The sequence below is a fragment of the Exiguobacterium sp. s80 genome (assembly GCF_018618725.1).
Taxonomy (GTDB): domain Bacteria; phylum Bacillota; class Bacilli; order Exiguobacteriales; family Exiguobacteriaceae; genus Exiguobacterium_A; species Exiguobacterium_A oxidotolerans.
The window spans coordinates 51,858-72,443 of the sequence record NZ_JACSMP010000007.1 but is presented as its reverse complement, the minus strand read 5'-3'; the positions used below and the strand labels follow the sequence as shown (position 1 = coordinate 72,443).

Below are 20,586 nucleotides of genomic sequence, written 5' to 3'. Positions count from 1 at the left end.
CGTGGGGCGTTTTTTATTTTAAGATAATATTCGTTAGCCATTAGAGGTTTTTCGGCGGGATTCCCGGGGTACATCTTCAAGTAGATAGAACAAATGGAAGAGGTGAATCACTTGATTGATATTTTAATTGCCATCGTTCCTGCATTGATGTGGGGGACGTTGCCTCTCGTCGTTTCAAAAATCGGCGGTTCAACAGAACAACAAATTATCGGGACAACACTCGGTGCGTTAGCATTCGCCCTCGTGACGTTCTTATTTATCAGTCCAGAACTGTCGATGACGGCCTGGATTGCCGGTCTTTTCTCCGGTGCTTTTTGGGCACTTGGTCAAATGAACCAATTTGCTGCTTTTAAACAAATGGGTGTTTCGAAAACGATGCCGATTTCGACCGGGATGCAACTCGTCGGAACATCCTTGTTTGGCGTCCTCGCTTTTGGTGAATGGTCAAATACATCCGCACTTATTCTTGGAATTAGCGCTTTAGTACTGATTGTCGCCGGTGCTGCTTTTACATCGTATAAAGAAGATAAGAGCAAGAAGGATGAAAACATCGGAAAAGGATTGCTTCTACTCGTCATCTCGACGATTGGTTATGTCGGCTATGTCGTCATCGCCCGTTGGTTCAACATCAATGGTTGGGAAGCCGTTTTACCACAAGCAATCGGGATGGTCGTCAGCGCCATTTTACTTTCATTACGCAAAGGGAATTTGTTTGCGAAACAGACGTTCACAAATGGCCTTGCCGGTATCATGTGGGCTGTCGGGAATATTGCCCTATTGCTCGCAACGGCACGTGTCGGCGTCGCAACAAGCTTTTCGTTATCACAAACCGGTGTCGTCATCTCGACAATCGGCGGCGTTCTGTTCTTGAAAGAAGCTAAAACGAAAAAAGAAATGACGTTCGTTATCATCGGCTGTACTCTCGTCGTAGCGGGCGGTATCATGATCGGGTTTACAAAACAATAATCTAAAAGGGAGTCGATTTTCATGTATAATAGTCTAAACGGAAAAGTAGCTATCGTCACAGGCGGTTCAATGGGAATTGGCGAAGCCGTCGTCCGCCGTTACGCGGAAGAAGGTACAAAGGTCGTCATCAACTATCGGAGCCACCCGGAAGAAGCGGATCAGATTGCTGAAGACATCAAGCAAGCCGGTGGAGAAGCCATTACGATTCAAGCTGACGTATCGAAAGAGGACGACATGATTCGTCTTGTTAAAGAAACAGTTGACCACTTTGGTCGACTCGATATCTTCGTCAACAATGCCGGTGTCGAAATGCCATCACCGTCGCACGAAATGTCCCTCGAAGACTGGCAAAAAGTCATTGATGTCAACTTAACCGGTTCATTCCTCGGCGCACGTGAAGCCTTGAAATACTTTGTCGAGAACGACATTAAAGGGAACATCATCAATATGTCGAGCGTTCACGAAATCATTCCATGGCCAACATTTGTTCACTATGCGGCAAGTAAAGGTGGCGTCAAACTGATGACGCAGACGCTCGCGATGGAGTACGCACCAAAAGGCATTCGAATCAATGCGATTGGGCCGGGAGCGATCAACACACCAATCAATGCAGAGAAATTTGAAGACCCGGAACAACGTAAAGAAGTCGAAAGCATGATTCCAATGGGGAACATCGGGAAGCCTGAAGAAATTTCCGCTGTCGCTGCATGGCTTGCTTCTGACGAATCCAGTTACGTGACCGGCATCACACTATTTGCAGACGGTGGCATGTCACTTTATCCATCATTCCAAGCAGGACGCGGTTAATTCCGCTTTCCTGCTTTTTTAAAAGGAGAGGATCACACTATGGCCAACTTTTTCTCACTAATGAGGCGTGGTAACAAATCTGCTTTAGCTGCCGCTATCGTCAATACGATTATTGCCATTATTAAATTCATCGCTTATATCTTAACCGGTAACATCGCCATGTTCGCAGAAATGATGCATACGATCGGTGACGCTGCCAATCAAATGTTCGTTTATGTCGGATCTGCGTTAAGTAAAAAAGCACCAACAAAACGATTCCCGAATGGATTCGGTCGACTCGTCAATCTCGTCCTGCTCGCAGCAATTATCGTCGTCGCCATTTTAGCGTATGAGACGATCCGTGAAGGCGTGTTGCATATTCTACATGCTCCAGGAGAAGAAACAAGCGGACTGTGGATCATCTTAACAGCGCTTGGAATCGGCGTTGTCCTTGAAATGGGTGTCTTTTATAAAGCGATGATTGAAATCGCTCATGAAACCGGTCTGAAATCGCGTGGATTCACGCTCGTTCGCGAAAGTTTCTCGAAGCTTGGACAAGCAAAACCAGCGACGCGACTCGTCTTTATGGAAGACTTAGTTGCGACACTAGGTGGTCTCATCGCCATTATCGCCGTCCTCATTTCGCACTATACATCGTTTTATCAAGCAGAAGGGATTGCTTCTGTTTTAATCGGATTGATGATGTTTTACGTCGTCTATAACGTCTTCATTCAAAATGCAGCCGGTGCGCTCGGTGAAACTGATGAAGTCTTGACGGCAAAAATCGCAGAGATTTTACTCCGTGATAAAGATGTCCGTGATATCGAAAAACTTGAAGTCATCAAAGAGGGCGATCATTTCCACGTTGATCTTGAAATCGAAGTCGACCGTGGCATGACAATCGCGCAAGCCGATGACATCAAAGACCGTCTCGAACTACAAATCCGGATTTTAAAAGGCGTGACCGACGTCACGATTGCCTTTGATGAGGATGATCAAATTCCGCATTATAAACCCTTCCCGCCTTCAGAATAAGAGGGAGTAACCACAAACAGTGGGCACCTGTCAGGGTGTCTCAGACTGTAGACAACGTGCTATCCGGAGATACGCGTGCTTCCCTCGGGCGAGGCGGACATGCAGACCGTTTAGAAAACGCCGATGATTCCATGAAAAACGGGATCATCGGCGTTTCGTGCGTACAGGACGGAACCGTCCGTCATGAGTTTGAGTTTGAAGCGCCTTTAACATCGGCCCCTTCAGACAATAAAGGACAAACTCTCATGGGGCGTGCATCATTAATTCGCAGCGCGTCGAAAACCCGCTTGTTTCGCTTCCTGTTCGCTACAGAACATTTCCTCTGGCTTGACGTCCTCGTATGAACGACCGCCTCTGACATGATAAATCTTATTCCCTTGCCGGTTGATATTTCCTTTGATGTCTTCACACTGACCTTTTGCAGAAGAAGTCGATTCCTTCGTCAAGACCGTTTCGTCAAATCCACGATTCGTCGCATAGCCTTCCGTTTCCCAAATCCCTTTTTTCGCTGCTTTTGCTTCTTGTTCAATGTCTTCGAACGTTTTGACATACCGCGTATCCGGTTCGTACACATAGGCGACACGCGCAAGCCCTTGACGTAACAGCTCTTGATTAACCATCTTGCCATCAATCCAGACGTACGCTAGGAGACGACCGTAACGATCCGTCTTTGAGTGATCTCGCTCGATGACGATTTTGCTCCCTTTCGGTAAGAGGTCTTTCGTAAAGCTTGAAGCTTCCGGTCCGAACGGTTGAACCGGTTTTTCCGGGTTTACCGTTTCTGGCGTATCGATTAACAAAAAACGGACGTCTTCAATCTTCCCATCCGGTAACCGGACTTTAATTGTATCCCCGTCGACGACCCGCTCGACGGTCACTTGTGTGGCCTTTGTATCATCCGGTTGTGCGATACCGAACTTCGTTTCTGTTTCCGGATCTGCCTCTAAGGCATAGCCTGTACTGAATACTAGTCCGACTAGCATCAATGCCTTCATCCAAAACTTCATCATGCTCCTCCTTTTTGTTAGTGAGCCCGTCCATTCAAAAAACGCCGACCTTGCTTGCGTCGGCGCTTCGCTACATATATTAATTGATGGAACACTCCGTCGTACAGCTCATCGGAATGACGCGATTTTTCGCGACTCGGTCATAGAGTGGTGCTCCGATTCGTAAAACAATCGCTAACGAGACCACTGGAGAGGCAGGTAAAAGGACTGGCAAGGTTTTCGTCAACAGACGAATTCCTTCGATTCCCGGGTACCGGACCCCTCGCTCGGTTTCGACATGCATCCGTTCGAGCAATCGCGGTTGTTGTTCCACCGGCATCCGTCGCGCATCGGAAAACGTCAACTGCTGAAAACAATCAATCCGTTCAAGCAGCCGTTTCGATTTTTGACAGAGTGGACAGAGACCATCGTAGTAGACGATTAACTGTTTCATTCTGCAGACAAGACTTTTTCGACATCCGTCCGGTTCGAATACAGTGTGTAGAAGGCTTCAGCGACATTCGCCGGATCGAGCGCCGTCCCCCGCTTCACTTCTCCTGCAATCGTGACCGTCCCGACGTAAACGTTATTTTCTTTTAGCGTGTCATGCAGCATGTGTGTCAATTGACGGACACCCGCTTTTCCAATCGATAGTCCGGGTAATGATTTAATCGCATGAATTCCAGCCCCGCCACCTGTGATTAAGATGGCGCCGTCTTTTCGTTCCACCATATCCGGTGCGACGAGCTGCGCAGCATCGAGTGCCCCGAGGACGTCGATTTCAAATTCTTTCGTGATTTGTTCTGCTGAGACGTCGAGAACCGATGACTGATGCAGAATCGATGCATTGTAGACAAGGACGTCGACTTGTCCGTATTGTTCCTTCGTCCATTCAACAAGGGATGCGATATCCGTTCGGCGTGATGCGTCACACTCGACACCGACTGCTTCGACCCCATGCTCTTTCAATTCCGTGACGACAGCAGCAAGTGTGTCTTGCGTTCGCGCTGCACAAACGATTTGGAAGCCTTCTTTCCCGAATCGTTTACTGATTTCGACACCATTTCCTGGACCTGCTCCAATGATGATTGCTGTTTTCATACTGTTTCCCCCTCTGGCTTGTCTGTCTTTTCTATTCCCAAAAAGTTACGTATCTAGTCAAAAATCAAGCAATGACGGACCTTTTTGTTCATCTTCTTGTGCAACGCCCATGAAGCGTGCGAGCATCGGATCGACGTCCGGTTTTGTTGCCGGAGCTGTCTGTGAACGCACGACGTTTGCTGCCGGTGTGCCCGGTTGCTCAAGCAACAGCTCACAGTATGCTTTCATTGTCGCCAGTTGTTCGACTTGCGCCGTACCGCTCGTCTGCTCGATTTTTGCCATCGTCTGCCGCATTTTTTCAATGACATGTTGTTCTGAAATCATCTTCTTCACCTCACTTGTGCTAAATTGAAGGGACTAACCGAAAAGGAAGTGTCCTTATGATTCGTACTGCTTTAGTTGGATTTGGTCTTGCTGGAGAACACCTGCATGCCCCCTATATTACATCGCCCGATTATCAGCTCATTGCTGTTCAGTCGAGTCGTCCGGATGCAGTTACAAAAAGCTACCCAAACGTGCCTGTATATCCATCGCTCGAAACATTACTCGCCGAGGAAACGATCGATCTCGTCGTTATCGCGACACCGAATTCTGAGCATTATCCTCTCGCACGCCTTGCGTTAGAGGCAGACTGCCATGTTCTCGTCGAAAAACCGTTTACCGTGACGTTCGCTGAAGCAGAACGATTAACTGAACTGTCTCGTCAACAAAATCGCTTACTGACAGTCTATCATAATCGTCGTTACAAAAAAGACTTCGAAACGCTACTGGAACTCGTCCGGACCGATCAGCTCGGCGACGTTCAGACGTTCGAAGCCCATTATGACCGCTACCGTCCGACCGTCCGTGAACGCTGGCGGGAACAGGACGTACCCGGTGCCGGACTCTTGTACGATTTAGGATCGCATTTAATCGATCAGGCTCTGACTTTATTCGGAGAACGACCGGATCGTGTCTTTTGTGACCAAACGATTCAGCGGATCGACGGTCCGGTTGACGATTATACGCACCTCATTCTCGCCTTCGGAACACGGCGTGCGATTCTTCACATCGGTTCGCTCGTTCCGATGTCTGGACGTTCTTTGAGCGTGCACGGAACGAAAGCAAGTTACTTCGTTGACATGGTCGATACGGAGAATGCGACCTATACATTCGGCCTTCCGGAACAACCACCTGAAGAACGCCCTTTCTTAAAGCCGGCTTCTACGTATTACACGGATCTTGCACGGGCAATCCGAAACGAAATTCCGCTCGTCGTGACGACAGAACAAGCGTTATTTGTCATGAAAATCATTGATTATGCTCAAAAGAGTGCAAAAGAGGGTACATGGATATCAGTAGAGTAATTCAATCCAATTCATAACGAACAGGGGGAACTATTCATGTTTTCAAGTACAGAACGCACGGCATGGTTAGAAGAGATGGGACAAGAACTGCTCGATGTATTAGTCATCGGGGGCGGAATCACGGGCGCCGGGATTTTGCTCGACGCACAAAGCCGCGGTATGCGTACCGGTTTAATCGAAATGCAAGACTTTGCTGAAGGCACATCAAGTCGCTCAACGAAACTCGTTCACGGGGGGCTGCGTTACCTCAAACAATTCGAAATCAAGCTCGTCGCAGAAGTCGGAAAAGAGCGGGAAATCGTCTATGAGAATGCGCCCCACGTCACGACACCGGAATGGATGATGTTACCGCTCGTCGAAGGGGGAACATTCGGAAGTTTTTCAACTTCTATCGGTTTACGTGTCTACGACCAACTCGCTGGTGTACGACGCAATGAACGCAGAACGATGTTATCAAAAGAAGAAACACTCGGTTATGAACCACTCCTGCGCTCAGAACACCTCGTCGGTGGCGGGCGCTACGTGGAATACAAAACGGATGATGCCCGCTTGACGATGGAGGTCCTAAAATCCGCTATCAGTTATGGGGGACGTCCCGTCAACTATACGAAAGCAGAATCACTCGTCTATCATAACGGGAAAGCTGTCGGCGTCGAAGTCCGTGACCTCTTAACAGACCGGACGTATACGATTCGGGCGAAAAAAATCATCAATGCGACGGGTCCATGGGTCGATGAATTACGGGAACAAGATGGTTCAAAATCTGGTAAGTCGCTCCATCTGACAAAAGGGATTCACCTTGTCATCGATCAAGCTGATTTCCCGCTCCGTCAAGCCGTTTATTTTGATGTCTCAGACGGACGGATGATCTTCGCGATTCCACGCGAAGGGAAAACCTACGTCGGAACAACCGACACGAACTATAAAGGTGACATTCTCGAGCCTGGTGTCACGGAAGAAGACCGCGACTATATCTTAAAAGCGACAAATGATATGTTCAATATCGAGCTTCGTCCGGAGCACGTCGAGTCGACGTGGTCTGGTCTCCGTCCATTGATTCATGAAGATGGCAAAGATCCGAGTGAACTGTCTCGTAAGGATGAAATCTTCATTTCGAAATCCGGCTTGATGTCGATTGCTGGTGGTAAACTAACCGGTTACCGGAAAATGGCGGAACGCATCATCAATATGGTCGCCGAACAATTCAAAAAAGAAGAAGACCGGATCTATCTTGAATCACGGACGCGTCATATCTTACTTGGCGGCGGACATAAAGATGGTAGTAAAGGATTCGCCCGCTACTTGAAAGAGCAACAACCGAAAGGAGAAGCCCTCGGTCTCTCGCCAGACGAGACGACATGGCTCATCCAACGCTACGGAACGAACGTCGAACGGGTGTATGAACTCATTCGTTCACGTGGCAGTGAAGCGGAACGTTACCAGTTACCACTTCACTGGTTCGGTGCACTGCTTTACGGACTCGAAGCCGAGCTCGTCATGCAACCCGGTGATTTCTTGAATCGCCGTGCGTCCGCCGTCTTCTTCGATTATCCAAATGCCGAGAAATATGCGGACGGCGTACTCGCTCTCATGCGTAGCGAACTCGGTTGGTCGGCTGAAGAAGAAGCAAAAGCCAATGAAAGCATCAAACGTGAGTTTGACGCTGTTCGTGTAAAAAGTTCAGTTCCCTCTTAAATTAAGAAATTAGCCTAAAAAAGGCAGGAGACGCCGAAGTTCAATTCGGTGTTTCCTGCCTTTTTCCGATTCCCAAAAGACCATTTTCTTATCGGTTCGTCATCCAGTTCAAAAACACGTGGAAGTCTAGCTTCGTTCTTTCCGCATAGGCGTTTGACCAGCGTTGAATTTGCTGAAGGAAAACTTGCTCTGACTGTCCGATTGCTTCGATAATCGCGACATCCGCATGATGAGTGAGAACCGTCGCCTTAATTCCTGCATCCATATCGGCTCGCGCATGGATTTTCGCCGTAATCCGACCTTGAAGAGCTAATACATTTTCAAGATCATCCTGGCTTTTAATATGCTTTGCTTTTAATTTCTTTTTGTACGGAGAGCGCTCTCGAATGTAATACTCCTTTTGATGCATCGTCACGTATCCAAGGTGAGGATCTTCATGCGCTTGCATCGCTTTTTGAGACGCGATGACCCGTAATCCTTGATGGACGGTCTCGACATCTTCGCGGTAAACAGGAACGAATAAGGACGGCACAGCCGTTTGTGCTTGTTTCATCTCAAGGATGACGTCCGGCTCTTCCTTCCCTTCCCCATTGATCAAAATGTAATAGCGTTCCAGACCAATCGAGGCGGTTCCGCTATCCAGTTTGTGGACGATGTCCTTGATCGTATAAAACGCGTCGTCTCTTCGATCGTTCTCATCGACTGATGCAATGTAATCCGGCCAGATCGCTTCGATTGCTGCGTACGTCTCTTTTTCGACACGCTTCATATCCGGTAGATCAAGAAACTTCCGGTGTCCATCAATCACAGTAGTTCGTTCACCAAGCAAGTCTGCTTTCTTCTTTTCAGCTTTTTTAATTAATTTTCGAATCGGTCCTTTCGTATTCTTGACCGTAAAACAGATGTCACTCGGATTTTTACCATTCGCGTATTCATGAAGGTCGTGTAAGTAGTTTTCAATGTAGGCTTTAATTGCCGGTTCCGCATCATAAGCGACCTCGTCTGCAAATAGACGGACCGAAACGGCCATCCGGATGACATCGTAAAGATAGGATCCGAGATACCCTTCATCAAAGTCATTAACGTCATAAATGATTTCACCCTTCGCATTTCCATGAACACCGAAGTTCTCAAAGTGGAGATCGCCTTGAATCCATGTCGGTGTCTCAACCGGTGTGTCGAACCCTAATGGAATACGGGTCAAATCATAGTAAAACAGATGGGAACTGCCGCGGAAAAACAGAAACGGACTTTGGCTCATCTTGTCATACTTTTTCCGTCGAGCCGTTTCATCGAGTCCTCGCACTTTATCATCATAAAAATCCAATACTTTGGCAATCGTCATCTGTCGAATGTCATCATAAACTGCTGTAAACAAAACATGACCTCCTTTCGATTCTAAAAAAGGCAGCCAAAACGAATTCGTTTTGCTGCCTTACGATTTGACTTACTCGAAGTGTTTTTTATATTCCCCATATCCGGCAGAGTCAAGCTCTTCTACCGGAATAAATCGAAGAGCAGCGGAATTGATGCAGTAACGCAGACCACCGAGCTCTTTTGGACCATCATCAAAGATATGACCGAGGTGACTATCGGCATCAGCTGAACGAACTTCTGTCCGCGTCATGCCGTGCGTCGTATCAAGATTTACTTCCATCTTGTCTTCTGCGATCGGCTTCGCGAAACTCGGCCATCCACAACTTGAGTTGAACTTGTCTTTTGACGTGAAGAGTGGCGTTCCATCGACGATATCGACATACAGTCCCGGACGTTCTTCATCCCAGTATTCATTTCGGAAAGCCGGTTCTGTCCCGCTCTCCTGTGTCACTTTATACTGGATGGGTGTTAAGCGTTGTTTCAATTCCTGTTCCTTACCGTGATCTTTCCAAGCTTCTTTGACGAACTTGGCACGACCCGATCCGACACTATACATTTGATAGCGGAACGGATTCTTTTTGTAGTAGTCCTGATGGTATTCTTCCGCTGGCCAAAATGGTGCTGCCGGACGGATGTCGACGGCAACCGGTTTTGAAAAACGACCAGAAGCATCAAGCGCTGCCTTTGATTGTTCCGCCGCTTGCTTTTGCGCTTCATCAACATAAAAAATAGCGGGTTCGTACGATTGACCTCGGTCATTAAACTGACCGCCACCGTCCGTTGGATCAATTTGACGCCAAAATACTTCAAGTAATTCTTCATATGTGATGACAGACGGATCATACGTCACCTCGACTGCTTCGAGATGTCCCGTCGTCTCAGAACAAACTTCTTTATAGGTCGGGTTTTCGGTATGACCACCGGTGTAGCCGGAAATCACCTGGTCGACACCATCATACTTATGAAACGGTTTGACCATACACCAGAAACAACCACCTGCAAATATTGCTTTTGCCATCTATCTTCCCCTCCTCTTTCTATCTCTCTAGTCTACTGCTTTTTAAAGCATGCCCCTACTATCTTGCTCACTCAATCTTCTGGATTTGCCTTCAGGCGTCGCATGACAAAATAAATCGCTGCAAAAACTAAAATCAATCCGCCGAGCGAATACCAAATGTTGTTCATGCGATAAATCATTTGATAAATCGCTAATGTAATCAATAAAATCGCAATCGGGATGAATGCCCGTTTAAAGTGGTACCAGTAGTTCACGATGCTCGCCTCCATTTTTCTTTAATCTTAATCGATTTGAGCCGTCAACTGTGAACTTATTCCGCTCGTTTGTACTCTTCCTCGAGATAAGTCGTATACCGCGTATGCCACGACTTCAAGGCAAAGCGCCAGAGGAAGACCGTCCCGACAAGCAAGACAAGCGTGATTGGCCAGAACCAGCCTGAAACGATACCATCCGGATAGGCGAGTCCTATTTTCGAGAAGAGGACATACATCAAGATGATACTCGACACGAGTAAGACCGAGACAGGCATCGCATATTTCCACGGCGTCATCCCCGTCGTACGTACCGGTCGACGACGATTCACCTGCATAACAGGACGATATTTTCCCATGAACCACATGAACAGCACTTCGATCACCAATAAAATACCATAGCCATGGATAAAGCTGATTCCGTGATCGATTCCGAACAACTGTCTGAGTCCGAAAACAAAGAAGTAATAGGCAATGACATGAAAAACAATGACGATTTTGGCAGCAATCGGTGGAATCGTCCGCACGAGCATTCCCATCATGACGATGACGAGAATCGGAATGTTGAAAAATCCTGTGAACTGACGAATCAACGTCCAAAGACCGTCTGGTGCATACATTAAGAATGGAGCGACGACAAATGAAATCAAGGCAACGATCGTTCCGAAGATTTTACTGACACGGATCAACTGCCGATCGGTCGCTTCTTTCGCAAAGACCGGGCGATAAATGTCGAGTACGAACAACGTCGCGATACTATTTAAGAGTGAGTTGAATGAACTAAAGACTGCTCCCAGCAAGACGGCCAAGAAAAATCCCATCAATGAGACAGGGAGCAACTCCGTGATTAATTTCGGATAGGCCAAATCTCCACTTGCTAGATTATCTCCATACAAATGGTACGCAATCACACCCGGAATCAACATGAATACCGGGACGAGTAGTTTCAGGAAGCCTGTCATCAAGACACCCTTTTGTCCCTCTTTTAAGTCCTTTGCTCCAAGCACGCGCTGAATCACATATTGATTGAGTGACCAATAGAAGAGATTCGCAAACAGAATCCCTGTAAAAATCGAAAAGAACGGAACGGCGTCGGTTGACGACCCAATCGCATTCAATTTTTCAGGGTGTGTCGTTGCGAGACGCTTCATTCCGTCGACCATGTTTCCGTCCCCGAGTGCAAAAAAACCAAGAATCGGAACGAGGAAACCGATGATGACAAGGCCGACTCCATTTAATGTATCGGAGACGGCGACAGCCCGTAGTCCTCCGAAAATTGCATAGATGGCCCCGATGATCCCGACAACCCAAATGACAAGCCACAGCGACTGCGTATAACTCAATCCAAATAACTCCGGTACGTTAAACAGCTGTAAGACGGCAATCCCGCCGGAGTAAAGCATCGATGGAATCGTCACGCACATGTAGCCAAGTAAGAATAAGAGCACCGTCATCCGCCGGACCGTTTCATCATAGCGCTGACTTAAAAATTCAGGTAACGTCGAAATCCCCATCCCCAAAAACTTAGGCAACAGGTAGATCGCCATGATGATGGCAGCAAACCCTGCCGTGACTTCCCACGCCATGCTCGACATATTCCCCATGAACGACTGACCGTTCAAACCAATCAGTTGTTCTGCCGAAAGGTTGGTCAGAAGCAAGGAACCGGCAATAAAGATTCCGCTTAGTCCACGTCCTGCCAAAAAATATTCGTCAACTCCCTGTTCCTTGCCTCGTGTCATGCGATAGGATACATAAGCAACGAGCGCCATGAAGAACGCGGCCGAACCCAGTGTCAAAATCAATTCATATGTACTCATTTCACACTTCCTCCATCTCAATCGTTTTAGTAGGTTTACCGTAAAGAATTTATTCCTTATTTTTACTTTATTGAAACAATATTTTTAGATAAAAATAAAATTATTAAAAAGAAATAATCCAATTACGGATTGACATACTTGAAGGGACATATCATGGAAAGAAACTGAAAAAATCTTTCGGGAATTATTCGCTTCTTCTATACAGAAAAACCCTCTCGCAAGTGAGAGGGTTTTGGTGTGTAGACAAACTATTAATAAGCGTAAACATGCGATAACGAGAGACAATCCGTCACGATACTACCTAAAAAGCGTCATGTTTCGTTGACTCCTAAGGGAAAAGTGCGTTTTCAACGCACTGTCAGAGGCAGGCAAGACCCTGCTCATTGTCCGTTAGGATCAAGGAGCAACGGCTTGCGCCTCGCCCGAGGAAAGCAACGAAAAAAGACGCTTGATCTCCCGATTCCCGATAACACTTTGCCTATAGTCTGACCTCTCGTAAGCGAGAGGGTCCTTTAGCTTATACTATTATTTTTTCGGATGCTTCGGAAACTCCATCTCATCATACCGGACAACCGATGTCCGGTGTTTGACTTTATGTCCGAGCCAGAAGACCAAGAATAACGGAATTCCGATATACGTTGCTGCAATCCCAACCCAGTCGATTTGATCAGCGAGGAACGCGGCATAGTTTTGCCCAACGATAACGAGGAAACACAGGCCAAATGCGAATAGCGGACCAAACGGGAACGCCGGTGCAACGTACGGTAAGTCACGTAACGCATGCCCTTGGGCGACGAAACCTTTTCGGAAACGGTAATGGCTGATCGCGATCCCGAGCCACGCGATAAATCCTGTCATTCCGGAAGCATTCAGTAACCAAAGATAAACTTGTCCACCGAACATCGACGTCAAGAAACAAAGCGCACCAATCGCCCCTGTCGCGAGTAACGCATTCCGCGGCACACCGTTTTTTGAGACTTTCGCAAATAGTTTCGGTGCATCACCTTGTCGTGCCAGTGTGTAGAGCATCCGGGTTGAAGCATACATCCCGGAGTTCCCGGCAGACAAGACGGACGTCAAGATGACCGCATTCATCAATGCTGCTGCAAACACGAGTCCTGCTTTTTCGAAGACGAGTGTGAACGGACTGACGGCAACATCCGTAATATCATTTGAGACAAGGCTCGGACTTGTGTATGGAATCAACATTCCGATGACGAAGATCGCAAATACATAAAATAATAAAATGCGCCAAAACACCTGTTTAACTGCTTTCGGGACATTTTTTTCAGGATCTTCCGACTCGCCTGCTGCGATTCCGACGAGCTCCGTCCCTTGAAAGCTAAAACCTGCGACAAGAATGATACCGATGACAGCTGGAATCCCTCCGACAAACGGTGCATCACCTAAGCCAAAGTTTTTGAACCCTGCTGGTGGCTCCGAAGTAAAGATACCAAAAATCATCGCGACTCCTACACCAAGAAACACGATGACCGTGACGACTTTAATCATCGCAAACCAGTACTCGGCTTCACCGAATCCTTTGACCGAAAAATAATTTAATCCAATCATTAAAAGTAAAAACAGCGCGCTAAAATAGACGCCCGGAATGTTCGGGAACCAGTAATGCATGACGATTTGTGCTGCGACGAGCTCGACGGCAATCGTGACGGCCCAGTTGTACCAATAGTTCCATCCTAAGGCGAATCCGAATGAAGGGTCGACGAACTTCGTCCCGTACGTCGAGAATGATCCTGCGACCGGCATATAGGCGGCCATCTCCCCAAGGCTCGTCATCAAGAAGTAGACCATCAATCCGACGATTGTATAAGAAAGTAACGCACCACCCGGTCCTGCCGCTGCAACAGAGGCACCTGACGCGATGAATAAACCGGTCCCAATCGCTCCGCCAATTGCAATCATCGACATATGCCGGGCTTGAAGCCCTCGTTGTAGCCCTTCTGCTGTGGAATCGAGGGGTTGTTGTTGCTGTTGTAAATTGTTCATGTCTGTCGCTTCTCTCTTTTTATAATTTTTGAGAGGGCGTAAAAAAGCGCCCTCACCTTCCAAGAGGAAGATGAGAACGCAACATATCGATGATGCGTCTCATTCTACCGTCGTGAAAGATAGCTCCCCATAAACCGCAAACGGTTCATGACAGTATTAGACCTGTTTGATCTAATCCCAATCGCTGACTTTCAAAGTAGTCTACGATTTCGGCAATTCTTCCTTTTGAGCTATTTCATCTGCCGCTTGACGACATCCGTAACCCGACTCATAAGAATCGCAACCTCCATCCCACTGGTTGAGTGAGAACTAATTAAGTTGATTTACTAATTCATTACTTCGACATAGTACATAATATGTTTCTTGTTTGTCAATTTATATTTTTGAATCCTACCGTGCTCATAGTAAAATTCCGATATTTTTAGTACACTAAATGGTAGAAGGTAGTACAGAAAGGATGTTGCTCAGATGGGACAAGAACAACATGACCAATTGACATATCGATTAGAAGAACAAATGCGCGTGATTCTCCGGACGTTGCGCCGTGAGTTGAATCAACTGTTTGAAGGTACTGCCACGCGAAGTGAATTCTTCATCTTACGTAGCTTATCTGAAAACGGCCCCCAGCGTCCGACATTACTCGCGGAACAGTTCGAACTTGCGACAAGTCAGGTCACCGCTTTGACAGATAAACTTTATAAGACCGGTTTTGTGACACGGACACGTTCGACGGAAGATCGTCGTTCAATCGTCCTTGCCTTGACTGACGAGGGAGAGGCCGCTTTTCGGAATCTCGAAGTCGTCCGTCGCAAATATCTTCAGGAGCGATTCGGCACTTTGTCTGAAGAGGAACTGAACGTGATGATCCATGTATTTGATAAAATCCTCGCGACAATGGATGAAGAAGTCGTCTCATCCAATTAATAAATTAAAAATCAAGAGAAGGACAGAGGTTTTATTCTGTTTTTCTTTTTTTATTCTAAACATTCAGACCTCCTATACCGTTAGTAGAACGAGTATACTCAAAGTATATAATTGGAAGTATACTGCAGGGGGAGTTGGGAGGATTTGTTGTCTATTATGAATAACTTCATCATAAATTTTTGTCTCTTATTCACGACGATCACGCTTTTATTTTTACCTTTTCGAAATCAACCAAGAATTACACCAAAATCAAAGCTTGAATCACGCCTTATTTTAGGTTGTGTAGCTGGTGCAATTGCTGTACTCCTCATGTTCAACAGCATTCAAATTGATATTGCCCGGATTGACTTACGTATCATTCCTGTCGCGATTGCCACATTATTTGGCGGATTGCCTAGTGCCTTCATCACGGGAGTCATGATTATCGGAACGCGTTTTTTAATTACACCTGCTGATCAAATCGAAGGAGCGATTCTCGCTTCCGTCATCATGATTTTATTCATTTTGACAATTGGCATAGCACGCAGATTTTTACGTAATACATTGCTGACTTTTGAATTAATGATCGGAATCGGTATTCTCTATTCGTTACCAGCTATCTATGCACTGACAAACAGTTGGGAAACGTTTTTCAAAGTATCGGTTACGTACATTTTCTTTAATTTATTAGCCGGACTCGTCACCTATCGCTTATTAGCCGAACTGCGACGACATTTTGAAAATATCCAGTACCAGCAAAAACTTGCGATGACCGACGCCTTGACGGGTCTCGCTAATCGCCGACGTCTGGACGACTCCCTATCACTCGTCGGATCGGATGACGATGGATATTCACTTATCCTGATCGATATCGATTTCTTCAAACACGTTAACGATACATATGGTCATGATGCGGGCGACGATGTGTTGCGGCAACTCGGAACGACACTTGCCTCTATTGTACGTCCGGATGATTTAGTCGGTCGGTACGGCGGAGAAGAATTTTTGATCATTTTACCGAACACATCATTGAAGGATGCGAAAAAAATCTCTGAATTAGCGCGGACGACAGTCGCCCGTAACCTGTTCCCGACTGCACATGTACCTGATTTGAAGATTACGATTTCGTTAGGAATTGCCCATTCGGGTGGATCCCATACATCACTCGAAGCATTGCAACAAGCGGATAAAGCACTCTATGCTTCAAAAGAGCACGGACGTAACCAAAGTACGATTTATACGAAACAGCTGGAATTCCGTCAAGCGTAATCTAACGTTATATCCGACTAGCACCAAAAGTGCCATTCCCTCACATCGGAATGGCACTTTTTAGTTCATTTTTTAGACAGTCCCAGGGCCTGTCTGAGGAAAACCAATACTTTCAACTGTTCCGAAGACGATCATCTGACTGAGCTGATTTGCCATATACTCGGAGGAATACGGACGATCATTTCGTAACCACGACATCAAGAGCCCGAGTTGACCACCAATGACGTAGTTCAGTAATAAATCCCGATCCGCCGGAACAGAGACACTTGTCGTCTCCCGGAAAGCAAGACGGTAGTTTTCTTTTAACGTATCCAAGAAACGGGAGATGAACGTCTTGACTGTTCCTTGGAGCAGCATCGTCCGGTAAAAGCGCTCGTTTTGCTCAATGTGGATGAACAAACGTGCAAAGTAACGACTGACGCGTTCGACTGTCGGAGGCTCGGTCGATTGTTTTCCTGTAATCCGAATCGCTTCTGCGAGCAACGTCATGTGTTCCTCAACGATTTGATCCAGCAAATCGTATTTATCTTTATAGTGCGCATAGAAGGTCGAACGATTGACCTCAGCACCATCCGTCAACATTTTGACGGTGATCGTCGAAAAGGAATGGTGTTCAAGTAAATGAAATAGCTCTGTCGTAATACGTTCACGTGAACGTTTAGGACGGGGATCGCACGACTGATTCATTTAAAATTCAGCTCCTTTTTACGTATTGTATCCGTTAACGAAGACTTTTCCAACATTTCGTCGGAAATTGTTGGTTGTTTGTTTGTTATGCACCCATATAATTAACTGTATTAACTACTCCTCCCCAGAGGAGTCTTTTTTATGAGACCGCACTGGGGCGATCAGCTAGTAACAGAAAGGATGCAACTTACTCATGAACATGAAGAAATTATTAATCATCAATATTTTAACGCTCGTCGTTTTAATTGGTGGTGGTGCGATCGGTTATTATTACTACGATCAAGCAACAAGTTACGTCAAAACAGAAAATGCCAAAATCGACGGTAAGATGATTACAATTGCTAGTCCTGGCGCTGGAAAACTCACTGACTGGACGGCAAAAACAGGACAGACACTCGATAACGGGGCGACACTTGGTCACGTCATGATAGCACAAACTGGTCAAAAACCGGTTGATGCGTCAATCGAAATGCCAGCAAAAGCAACCGTCGTTCAGTCGATGGCGACAGAGAACGGCTTTGTTGGTGCCGGTACGCCGCTCGCTTACGGATTTAACTTAAATGAATTATGGGTCACAGCAAACGTCGAAGAAACAGAAATCGATGAAGTCAAAGTCGGTCAAGCCGTCGATGTCTATGTCGATAGCTATCCTGATACAACACTTTCGGGTGAAGTCGAACAAATCGGGATGACAACAGCAGGCACGTTCTCGATAATGCCGTCATCGAACGGAAACGCAAACTATACAAAAGTCGCGCAAGTGATTCCCGTGAAGGTATCGCTCTCACAAGAAAAATCACTCGACATTCGCCCTGGTATGAATGTGACCGTCCGCATTCATAAGGATTAAGGAGGGACGCTTATGTCTACGACCTTCCTCTTTGGATACATTGTGTTCATGCTTGTCACGTTCCTTGCAGTCAATTTGATTGCACGCCGGGCACGGCAACCGCGGGTAGCTGGCGCAGGAGGTCCGGCGCTTGATGAAACATTGATTGAAGCAGAAGCGGTTGGCGCGATTCCAGCCGCCCCTGCTCCGCAAGCGCAAGCGACGATTTCAACGGAAAACATCAGTATCCCGAAAGTCATCACTGTCCTGTTAATTGGAATGTTCATCGCGATTTTGAATCAGACATTAATCAACGTCGCTCTTCCTGTCTTGATCAACGACTTCAACGTCACGACGTCGACAGCACAGTGGTTGACGACCGGGTTCATGCTTGTCAACGGAATCTTGATTCCAATCAGTGCGTTCCTCATGCGAAGCTATACGTTTCGCCGCTTGTTTCTTGTCTCGATGACGTTGTTCTTCTTCGGATCGATCATTTGTTCGATGGCGATGAACTTCCCGGTTATGATGATCGGACGTGTGGTCCAAGCAGCCGGAGCCGGTGTCTTGATGCCGCTCGGTACGAACGTCTTCATGACATTGTTTCCACCCCATAAACGGGGAGCTGCGATGGGCATGCTCGGGATTGCGATGATTCTTGCACCGGCGATCGGACCAACGATCACAGGATATGTCATTCAAAACTACGATTGGCACGTCATGTTCTATGCAATGGCCTTCTTTGGTCTCTTAACACTTTTACTTGGATTTGCCTGGTTCAAACTCGTCCAACCGTTATCAAAACCAAAGTTCGATGCTCTCGGTGTTGTCTTTAGTACGATCGGGTTTGGTAGTCTCTTATACGGATTCAGTGAAGCCGGAAACGACGGTTGGGACAGCCCTGTCGTCATCAGTACGATTGTCATCGGGCTACTTGGTATTGCCGCCTTCGCTTTGCGTGAGCTTGCGATGGACGACCCGATGCTTAACATCCGTGTCCTAAAAGTACCGGAATTTTCATTCACCCTCTTCATTAACGTCATCGTCACGATGGCCTTGTTCGGCGGGATGTTGCTGCTGCCGATTTACTTGCAGAGCATCCGTGGTTTTTCACCCGTCGACTCAGGTCTCTTATTACTGCCTGGTTCATTGATCATGGGAATCACCGGTCCTTTCGCCGGTCGACTGTTCGACCGGTTCGGCATTCGACCGCTTGCCATCTTCGGTCTGACGTTGATGACGTACGGAACATGGGAATTGACGCAACTTGATTTGAACACGTCTTACTATTCCATCATGGGCATCTATATGCTCCGGTCCTTCGGGATGGCGTTCATCATGATGCCGATTATGACAGCTGGCATGAACGCTCTGCCGATGAAGATGATTCCTCACGGAAACGCGACACAAAATACATTACGCCAAGTCGCTGGATCAATCGGGACGGCCATCCTCGTCACGGTCATGACCCGTCAAACGACAGCTCATCTCGCGGACGATGCCAACCAGTTTACGACACTTGACCCAACGCTCTCGCAACACCTTGGTGAGCTCGGACAACAGCTTGGTAGTCCACAAGCCGCATCCGTTAGCTGGTTGACGCAATTGACGAAACAAGCGACGATCAGTGGAATTACAGATGCCTTTTGGGTGGCGACTGTCTTGTCTGCTCTTGCACTCGTATTGTCATTCTTCCTTCATGGAAAAAAAGAACCGAATTTAGATTAACGTGTCTTATCCAGCCAGTTGACGGCACATCGTCAGCTGGCTTTTTAATCGTTCACCTTTGCACTTCTTCTCTAATATCGATACACTAGGTTCATTGAGTTCATATCAAAAGGAGATGCTTTATGGTTGCCTTCCTTCAATTTTACGCGTTCATTTTCGCCTGTTGCTTCGCGTGGCAGGTCGGACGACCATCTCTTTCCTGGTCGCAAAAAATCTCGCGTGCGTTTTTAACGAGTATCAACAGTCTCTTCGTCTTTTTCCGTGCTTCGGTCTCGATTTTCTTACTCGTCGGTCCGTTAGTGCTTGTCTCGTACTATGTCTTTCCGAACCTCTTACAGTTTGAAGGTGGTCTCGCAATCGTCATCAGCGTGCTCGTGATTGGTCTAATTGATCGGCTCGTCAGCCTCGTCATCTTACCGCTTATCCGCTCGTTTTTCTTGAAGCGTAAACGCATCATGCCGCAGTTGCTTGAAGCAACTTTTTATACGTTGTCCATGACGGTCTTGCTTTACATTAACTTGACGGCTGTTCCGGGTGTCGAACTCGGACTTGCGATCCCGATTTTCTTTGGTTTCACAATTTATTTTGCACATTATTTAATGGCATTACTGCGATTACGCCAAGTCAAAAAGAAACTCGCTACGACAGCAAGCAAAAAACAATAACCACATGAAACGAACGATGACTTCCATTGAATTCTAGTCACCGTTCGTTTTATTTTTCGGATTACCATTGACAATGATAATCGTTATCATTTATATTTTAAGAGTACTTAGGTCAGG

Annotated in this window: 20 protein-coding genes and 1 riboswitch; of the genes, 10 read left to right on the top strand and 10 right to left on the bottom strand. The window is 46.8% G+C overall.

The features are described from left to right. Positions 1–114 precede the first annotated feature (114 nt). Genes KNP94_RS12310 through KNP94_RS12300 form a run of 3 tightly spaced genes read left to right on the top strand, consistent with a single transcriptional unit; the run spans position 115 to position 2,787 of the window. The gene (locus KNP94_RS12310) at positions 115–966 is read left to right on the top strand and encodes a GRP family sugar transporter (RefSeq protein WP_204251427.1); all 852 of its coding nucleotides are present in this window, start codon (positions 115–117) and stop codon (positions 964–966) included. A 21-nt stretch (positions 967–987) separates the two neighbouring features. After that, a complete protein-coding gene (locus tag KNP94_RS12305) occupies positions 988–1,773 on the top strand; it encodes a glucose 1-dehydrogenase (RefSeq protein ID WP_088836073.1) in 786 nt (261 codons plus the stop codon). Positions 1,774–1,812: 39 nt separating this feature from the next. Then, the gene (locus KNP94_RS12300) at positions 1,813–2,787 is read left to right on the top strand and encodes a cation diffusion facilitator family transporter (protein ID WP_088836072.1); all 975 of its coding nucleotides are present in this window, start codon (positions 1,813–1,815) and stop codon (positions 2,785–2,787) included. Positions 2,788–3,047: 260 nt separating this feature from the next. Here the strand turns inward: KNP94_RS12300 and KNP94_RS12295 are convergent, their stop codons facing one another. The 4 genes from KNP94_RS12295 to KNP94_RS12280 form a co-directional block, all read right to left on the bottom strand. Then, positions 3,048–3,794, bottom strand: coding sequence for a thermonuclease family protein (locus KNP94_RS12295; RefSeq protein WP_251132649.1), 747 nt, complete (start codon positions 3,792–3,794; stop codon positions 3,048–3,050). 79 nt (positions 3,795–3,873) lie between these two features. Beyond that, on the bottom strand, positions 3,874–4,227 hold the full coding sequence (locus KNP94_RS12290; protein ID WP_214770594.1) for a thiol-disulfide oxidoreductase DCC family protein: 354 nt from the start codon (positions 4,225–4,227) through the stop codon (positions 3,874–3,876). Next, positions 4,224–4,874, bottom strand: a complete 651-nt coding sequence (locus tag KNP94_RS12285) for an SDR family NAD(P)-dependent oxidoreductase (protein ID WP_214767672.1) — start codon at positions 4,872–4,874, stop codon at positions 4,224–4,226. The genes KNP94_RS12290 and KNP94_RS12285 overlap by 4 nt, the downstream gene beginning before the upstream one ends. 57 nt (positions 4,875–4,931) lie before the next feature. Then, a complete protein-coding gene (locus KNP94_RS12280; RefSeq protein WP_215115737.1) occupies positions 4,932–5,198 on the bottom strand; it encodes a DUF5327 family protein in 267 nt (88 codons plus the stop codon). 56 nt (positions 5,199–5,254) lie between these two features. On the opposite strand from KNP94_RS12280, the gene KNP94_RS12275 reads away from it, so the two are divergent. Together KNP94_RS12275 and KNP94_RS12270 are read left to right on the top strand one after the other, a co-directional pair. Beyond that, entirely contained in the window at positions 5,255–6,220 is a 966-nt protein-coding gene (locus KNP94_RS12275; RefSeq protein WP_215115736.1) for a Gfo/Idh/MocA family oxidoreductase, read from the top strand. 36 nt (positions 6,221–6,256) lie between these two features. Beyond that, on the top strand, positions 6,257–7,915 hold the full coding sequence (locus KNP94_RS12270) for a glycerol-3-phosphate dehydrogenase/oxidase (protein ID WP_088836066.1): 1,659 nt from the start codon (positions 6,257–6,259) through the stop codon (positions 7,913–7,915). Positions 7,916–8,003: 88 nt separating this feature from the next. Here KNP94_RS12270 and KNP94_RS12265 read toward each other — a convergent pair whose 3' ends face one another. The 5 genes from KNP94_RS12265 to KNP94_RS12245 form a co-directional block, all read right to left on the bottom strand. Continuing rightward, the gene (locus tag KNP94_RS12265; RefSeq protein ID WP_088836065.1) at positions 8,004–9,293 is read right to left on the bottom strand and encodes a DUF2252 domain-containing protein; all 1,290 of its coding nucleotides are present in this window, start codon (positions 9,291–9,293) and stop codon (positions 8,004–8,006) included. Between the two features lie 69 nt (positions 9,294–9,362). Continuing rightward, a complete protein-coding gene (gene msrA, locus KNP94_RS12260) occupies positions 9,363–10,310 on the bottom strand; it encodes a peptide-methionine (S)-S-oxide reductase MsrA (protein ID WP_029332348.1) in 948 nt (315 codons plus the stop codon). A 71-nt stretch (positions 10,311–10,381) separates the two neighbouring features. Then, positions 10,382–10,564, bottom strand: coding sequence for a hypothetical protein (locus tag KNP94_RS12255; protein ID WP_029332347.1), 183 nt, complete (start codon positions 10,562–10,564; stop codon positions 10,382–10,384). A 56-nt stretch (positions 10,565–10,620) separates the two neighbouring features. After that, on the bottom strand, positions 10,621–12,381 hold the full coding sequence (locus KNP94_RS12250) for a solute:sodium symporter family transporter (protein ID WP_214805685.1): 1,761 nt from the start codon (positions 12,379–12,381) through the stop codon (positions 10,621–10,623). A gap of 525 nt (positions 12,382–12,906) precedes the next feature. Beyond that, a complete protein-coding gene (locus tag KNP94_RS12245) occupies positions 12,907–14,388 on the bottom strand; it encodes an amino acid permease (RefSeq protein ID WP_214767664.1) in 1,482 nt (493 codons plus the stop codon). A gap of 112 nt (positions 14,389–14,500) precedes the next feature. Next, a riboswitch (Lysine riboswitch) is annotated at positions 14,501–14,685 on the bottom strand. A 171-nt stretch (positions 14,686–14,856) separates the two neighbouring features. Between KNP94_RS12245 and KNP94_RS12240 the strand changes: the two genes are divergently transcribed. Together KNP94_RS12240 and KNP94_RS12235 are read left to right on the top strand one after the other, a co-directional pair. Continuing rightward, entirely contained in the window at positions 14,857–15,312 is a 456-nt protein-coding gene (locus KNP94_RS12240; RefSeq protein ID WP_088836062.1) for a MarR family winged helix-turn-helix transcriptional regulator, read from the top strand. A gap of 156 nt (positions 15,313–15,468) precedes the next feature. Further along, positions 15,469–16,560 (top strand): GGDEF domain-containing protein, encoded by a 1,092-nt coding sequence (locus KNP94_RS12235; RefSeq protein WP_251132085.1) that lies wholly within the window; start codon positions 15,469–15,471, stop codon positions 16,558–16,560. Positions 16,561–16,632: 72 nt separating this feature from the next. Here KNP94_RS12235 and KNP94_RS12230 read toward each other — a convergent pair whose 3' ends face one another. After that, positions 16,633–17,247, bottom strand: coding sequence for a TetR/AcrR family transcriptional regulator (locus tag KNP94_RS12230; RefSeq protein ID WP_215115735.1), 615 nt, complete (start codon positions 17,245–17,247; stop codon positions 16,633–16,635). A gap of 193 nt (positions 17,248–17,440) precedes the next feature. Here KNP94_RS12230 and KNP94_RS12225 point away from each other — a divergent pair, with 193 nt between their 5' ends. From KNP94_RS12225 to KNP94_RS12215, 3 genes are all read left to right on the top strand, one after another. Continuing rightward, positions 17,441–18,097: an HlyD family secretion protein gene (locus KNP94_RS12225; protein WP_088836060.1), complete on the top strand. Its 657-nt coding sequence runs from the start codon at positions 17,441–17,443 to the stop codon at positions 18,095–18,097. Positions 18,098–18,109: 12 nt separating this feature from the next. Continuing rightward, complete coding sequence (locus KNP94_RS12220; protein WP_214767657.1) at positions 18,110–19,804, top strand: DHA2 family efflux MFS transporter permease subunit; 1,695 nt, start codon at positions 18,110–18,112, stop codon at positions 19,802–19,804. A gap of 122 nt (positions 19,805–19,926) precedes the next feature. Then, positions 19,927–20,469 (top strand): hypothetical protein, encoded by a 543-nt coding sequence (locus KNP94_RS12215; protein WP_159174009.1) that lies wholly within the window; start codon positions 19,927–19,929, stop codon positions 20,467–20,469. Positions 20,470–20,586: the final 117 nt, after the last annotated feature.

Coding starts and splice junctions, on each gene's coding strand:
- KNP94_RS12305 (WP_088836073.1), top strand. CDS start 988: ATGTATAATAGTCTAAACGGAAAAGTAGCTATCGTCACAGGCGGTTCA.
- KNP94_RS12300 (WP_088836072.1), top strand. CDS start 1,813: ATGGCCAACTTTTTCTCACTAATGAGGCGTGGTAACAAATCTGCTTTA.
- KNP94_RS12295 (WP_251132649.1), bottom strand. CDS start 3,794: ATGAAGTTTTGGATGAAGGCATTGATGCTAGTCGGACTAGTATTCAGT.
- KNP94_RS12290 (WP_214770594.1), bottom strand. CDS start 4,227: ATGAAACAGTTAATCGTCTACTACGATGGTCTCTGTCCACTCTGTCAA.
- KNP94_RS12285 (WP_214767672.1), bottom strand. CDS start 4,874: ATGAAAACAGCAATCATCATTGGAGCAGGTCCAGGAAATGGTGTCGAA.
- KNP94_RS12280 (WP_215115737.1), bottom strand. CDS start 5,198: ATGATTTCAGAACAACATGTCATTGAAAAAATGCGGCAGACGATGGCA.
- KNP94_RS12275 (WP_215115736.1), top strand. CDS start 5,255: ATGATTCGTACTGCTTTAGTTGGATTTGGTCTTGCTGGAGAACACCTG.
- KNP94_RS12270 (WP_088836066.1), top strand. CDS start 6,257: ATGTTTTCAAGTACAGAACGCACGGCATGGTTAGAAGAGATGGGACAA.
- msrA (WP_029332348.1), bottom strand. CDS start 10,310: ATGGCAAAAGCAATATTTGCAGGTGGTTGTTTCTGGTGTATGGTCAAA.
- KNP94_RS12250 (WP_214805685.1), bottom strand. CDS start 12,381: ATGAGTACATATGAATTGATTTTGACACTGGGTTCGGCCGCGTTCTTC.
- KNP94_RS12245 (WP_214767664.1), bottom strand. CDS start 14,388: ATGAACAATTTACAACAGCAACAACAACCCCTCGATTCCACAGCAGAA.
- KNP94_RS12240 (WP_088836062.1), top strand. CDS start 14,857: ATGGGACAAGAACAACATGACCAATTGACATATCGATTAGAAGAACAA.
- KNP94_RS12235 (WP_251132085.1), top strand. CDS start 15,469: ATGAATAACTTCATCATAAATTTTTGTCTCTTATTCACGACGATCACG.
- KNP94_RS12230 (WP_215115735.1), bottom strand. CDS start 17,247: ATGAATCAGTCGTGCGATCCCCGTCCTAAACGTTCACGTGAACGTATT.
- KNP94_RS12225 (WP_088836060.1), top strand. CDS start 17,441: ATGAACATGAAGAAATTATTAATCATCAATATTTTAACGCTCGTCGTT.
- KNP94_RS12220 (WP_214767657.1), top strand. CDS start 18,110: ATGTCTACGACCTTCCTCTTTGGATACATTGTGTTCATGCTTGTCACG.
- KNP94_RS12215 (WP_159174009.1), top strand. CDS start 19,927: ATGGTTGCCTTCCTTCAATTTTACGCGTTCATTTTCGCCTGTTGCTTC.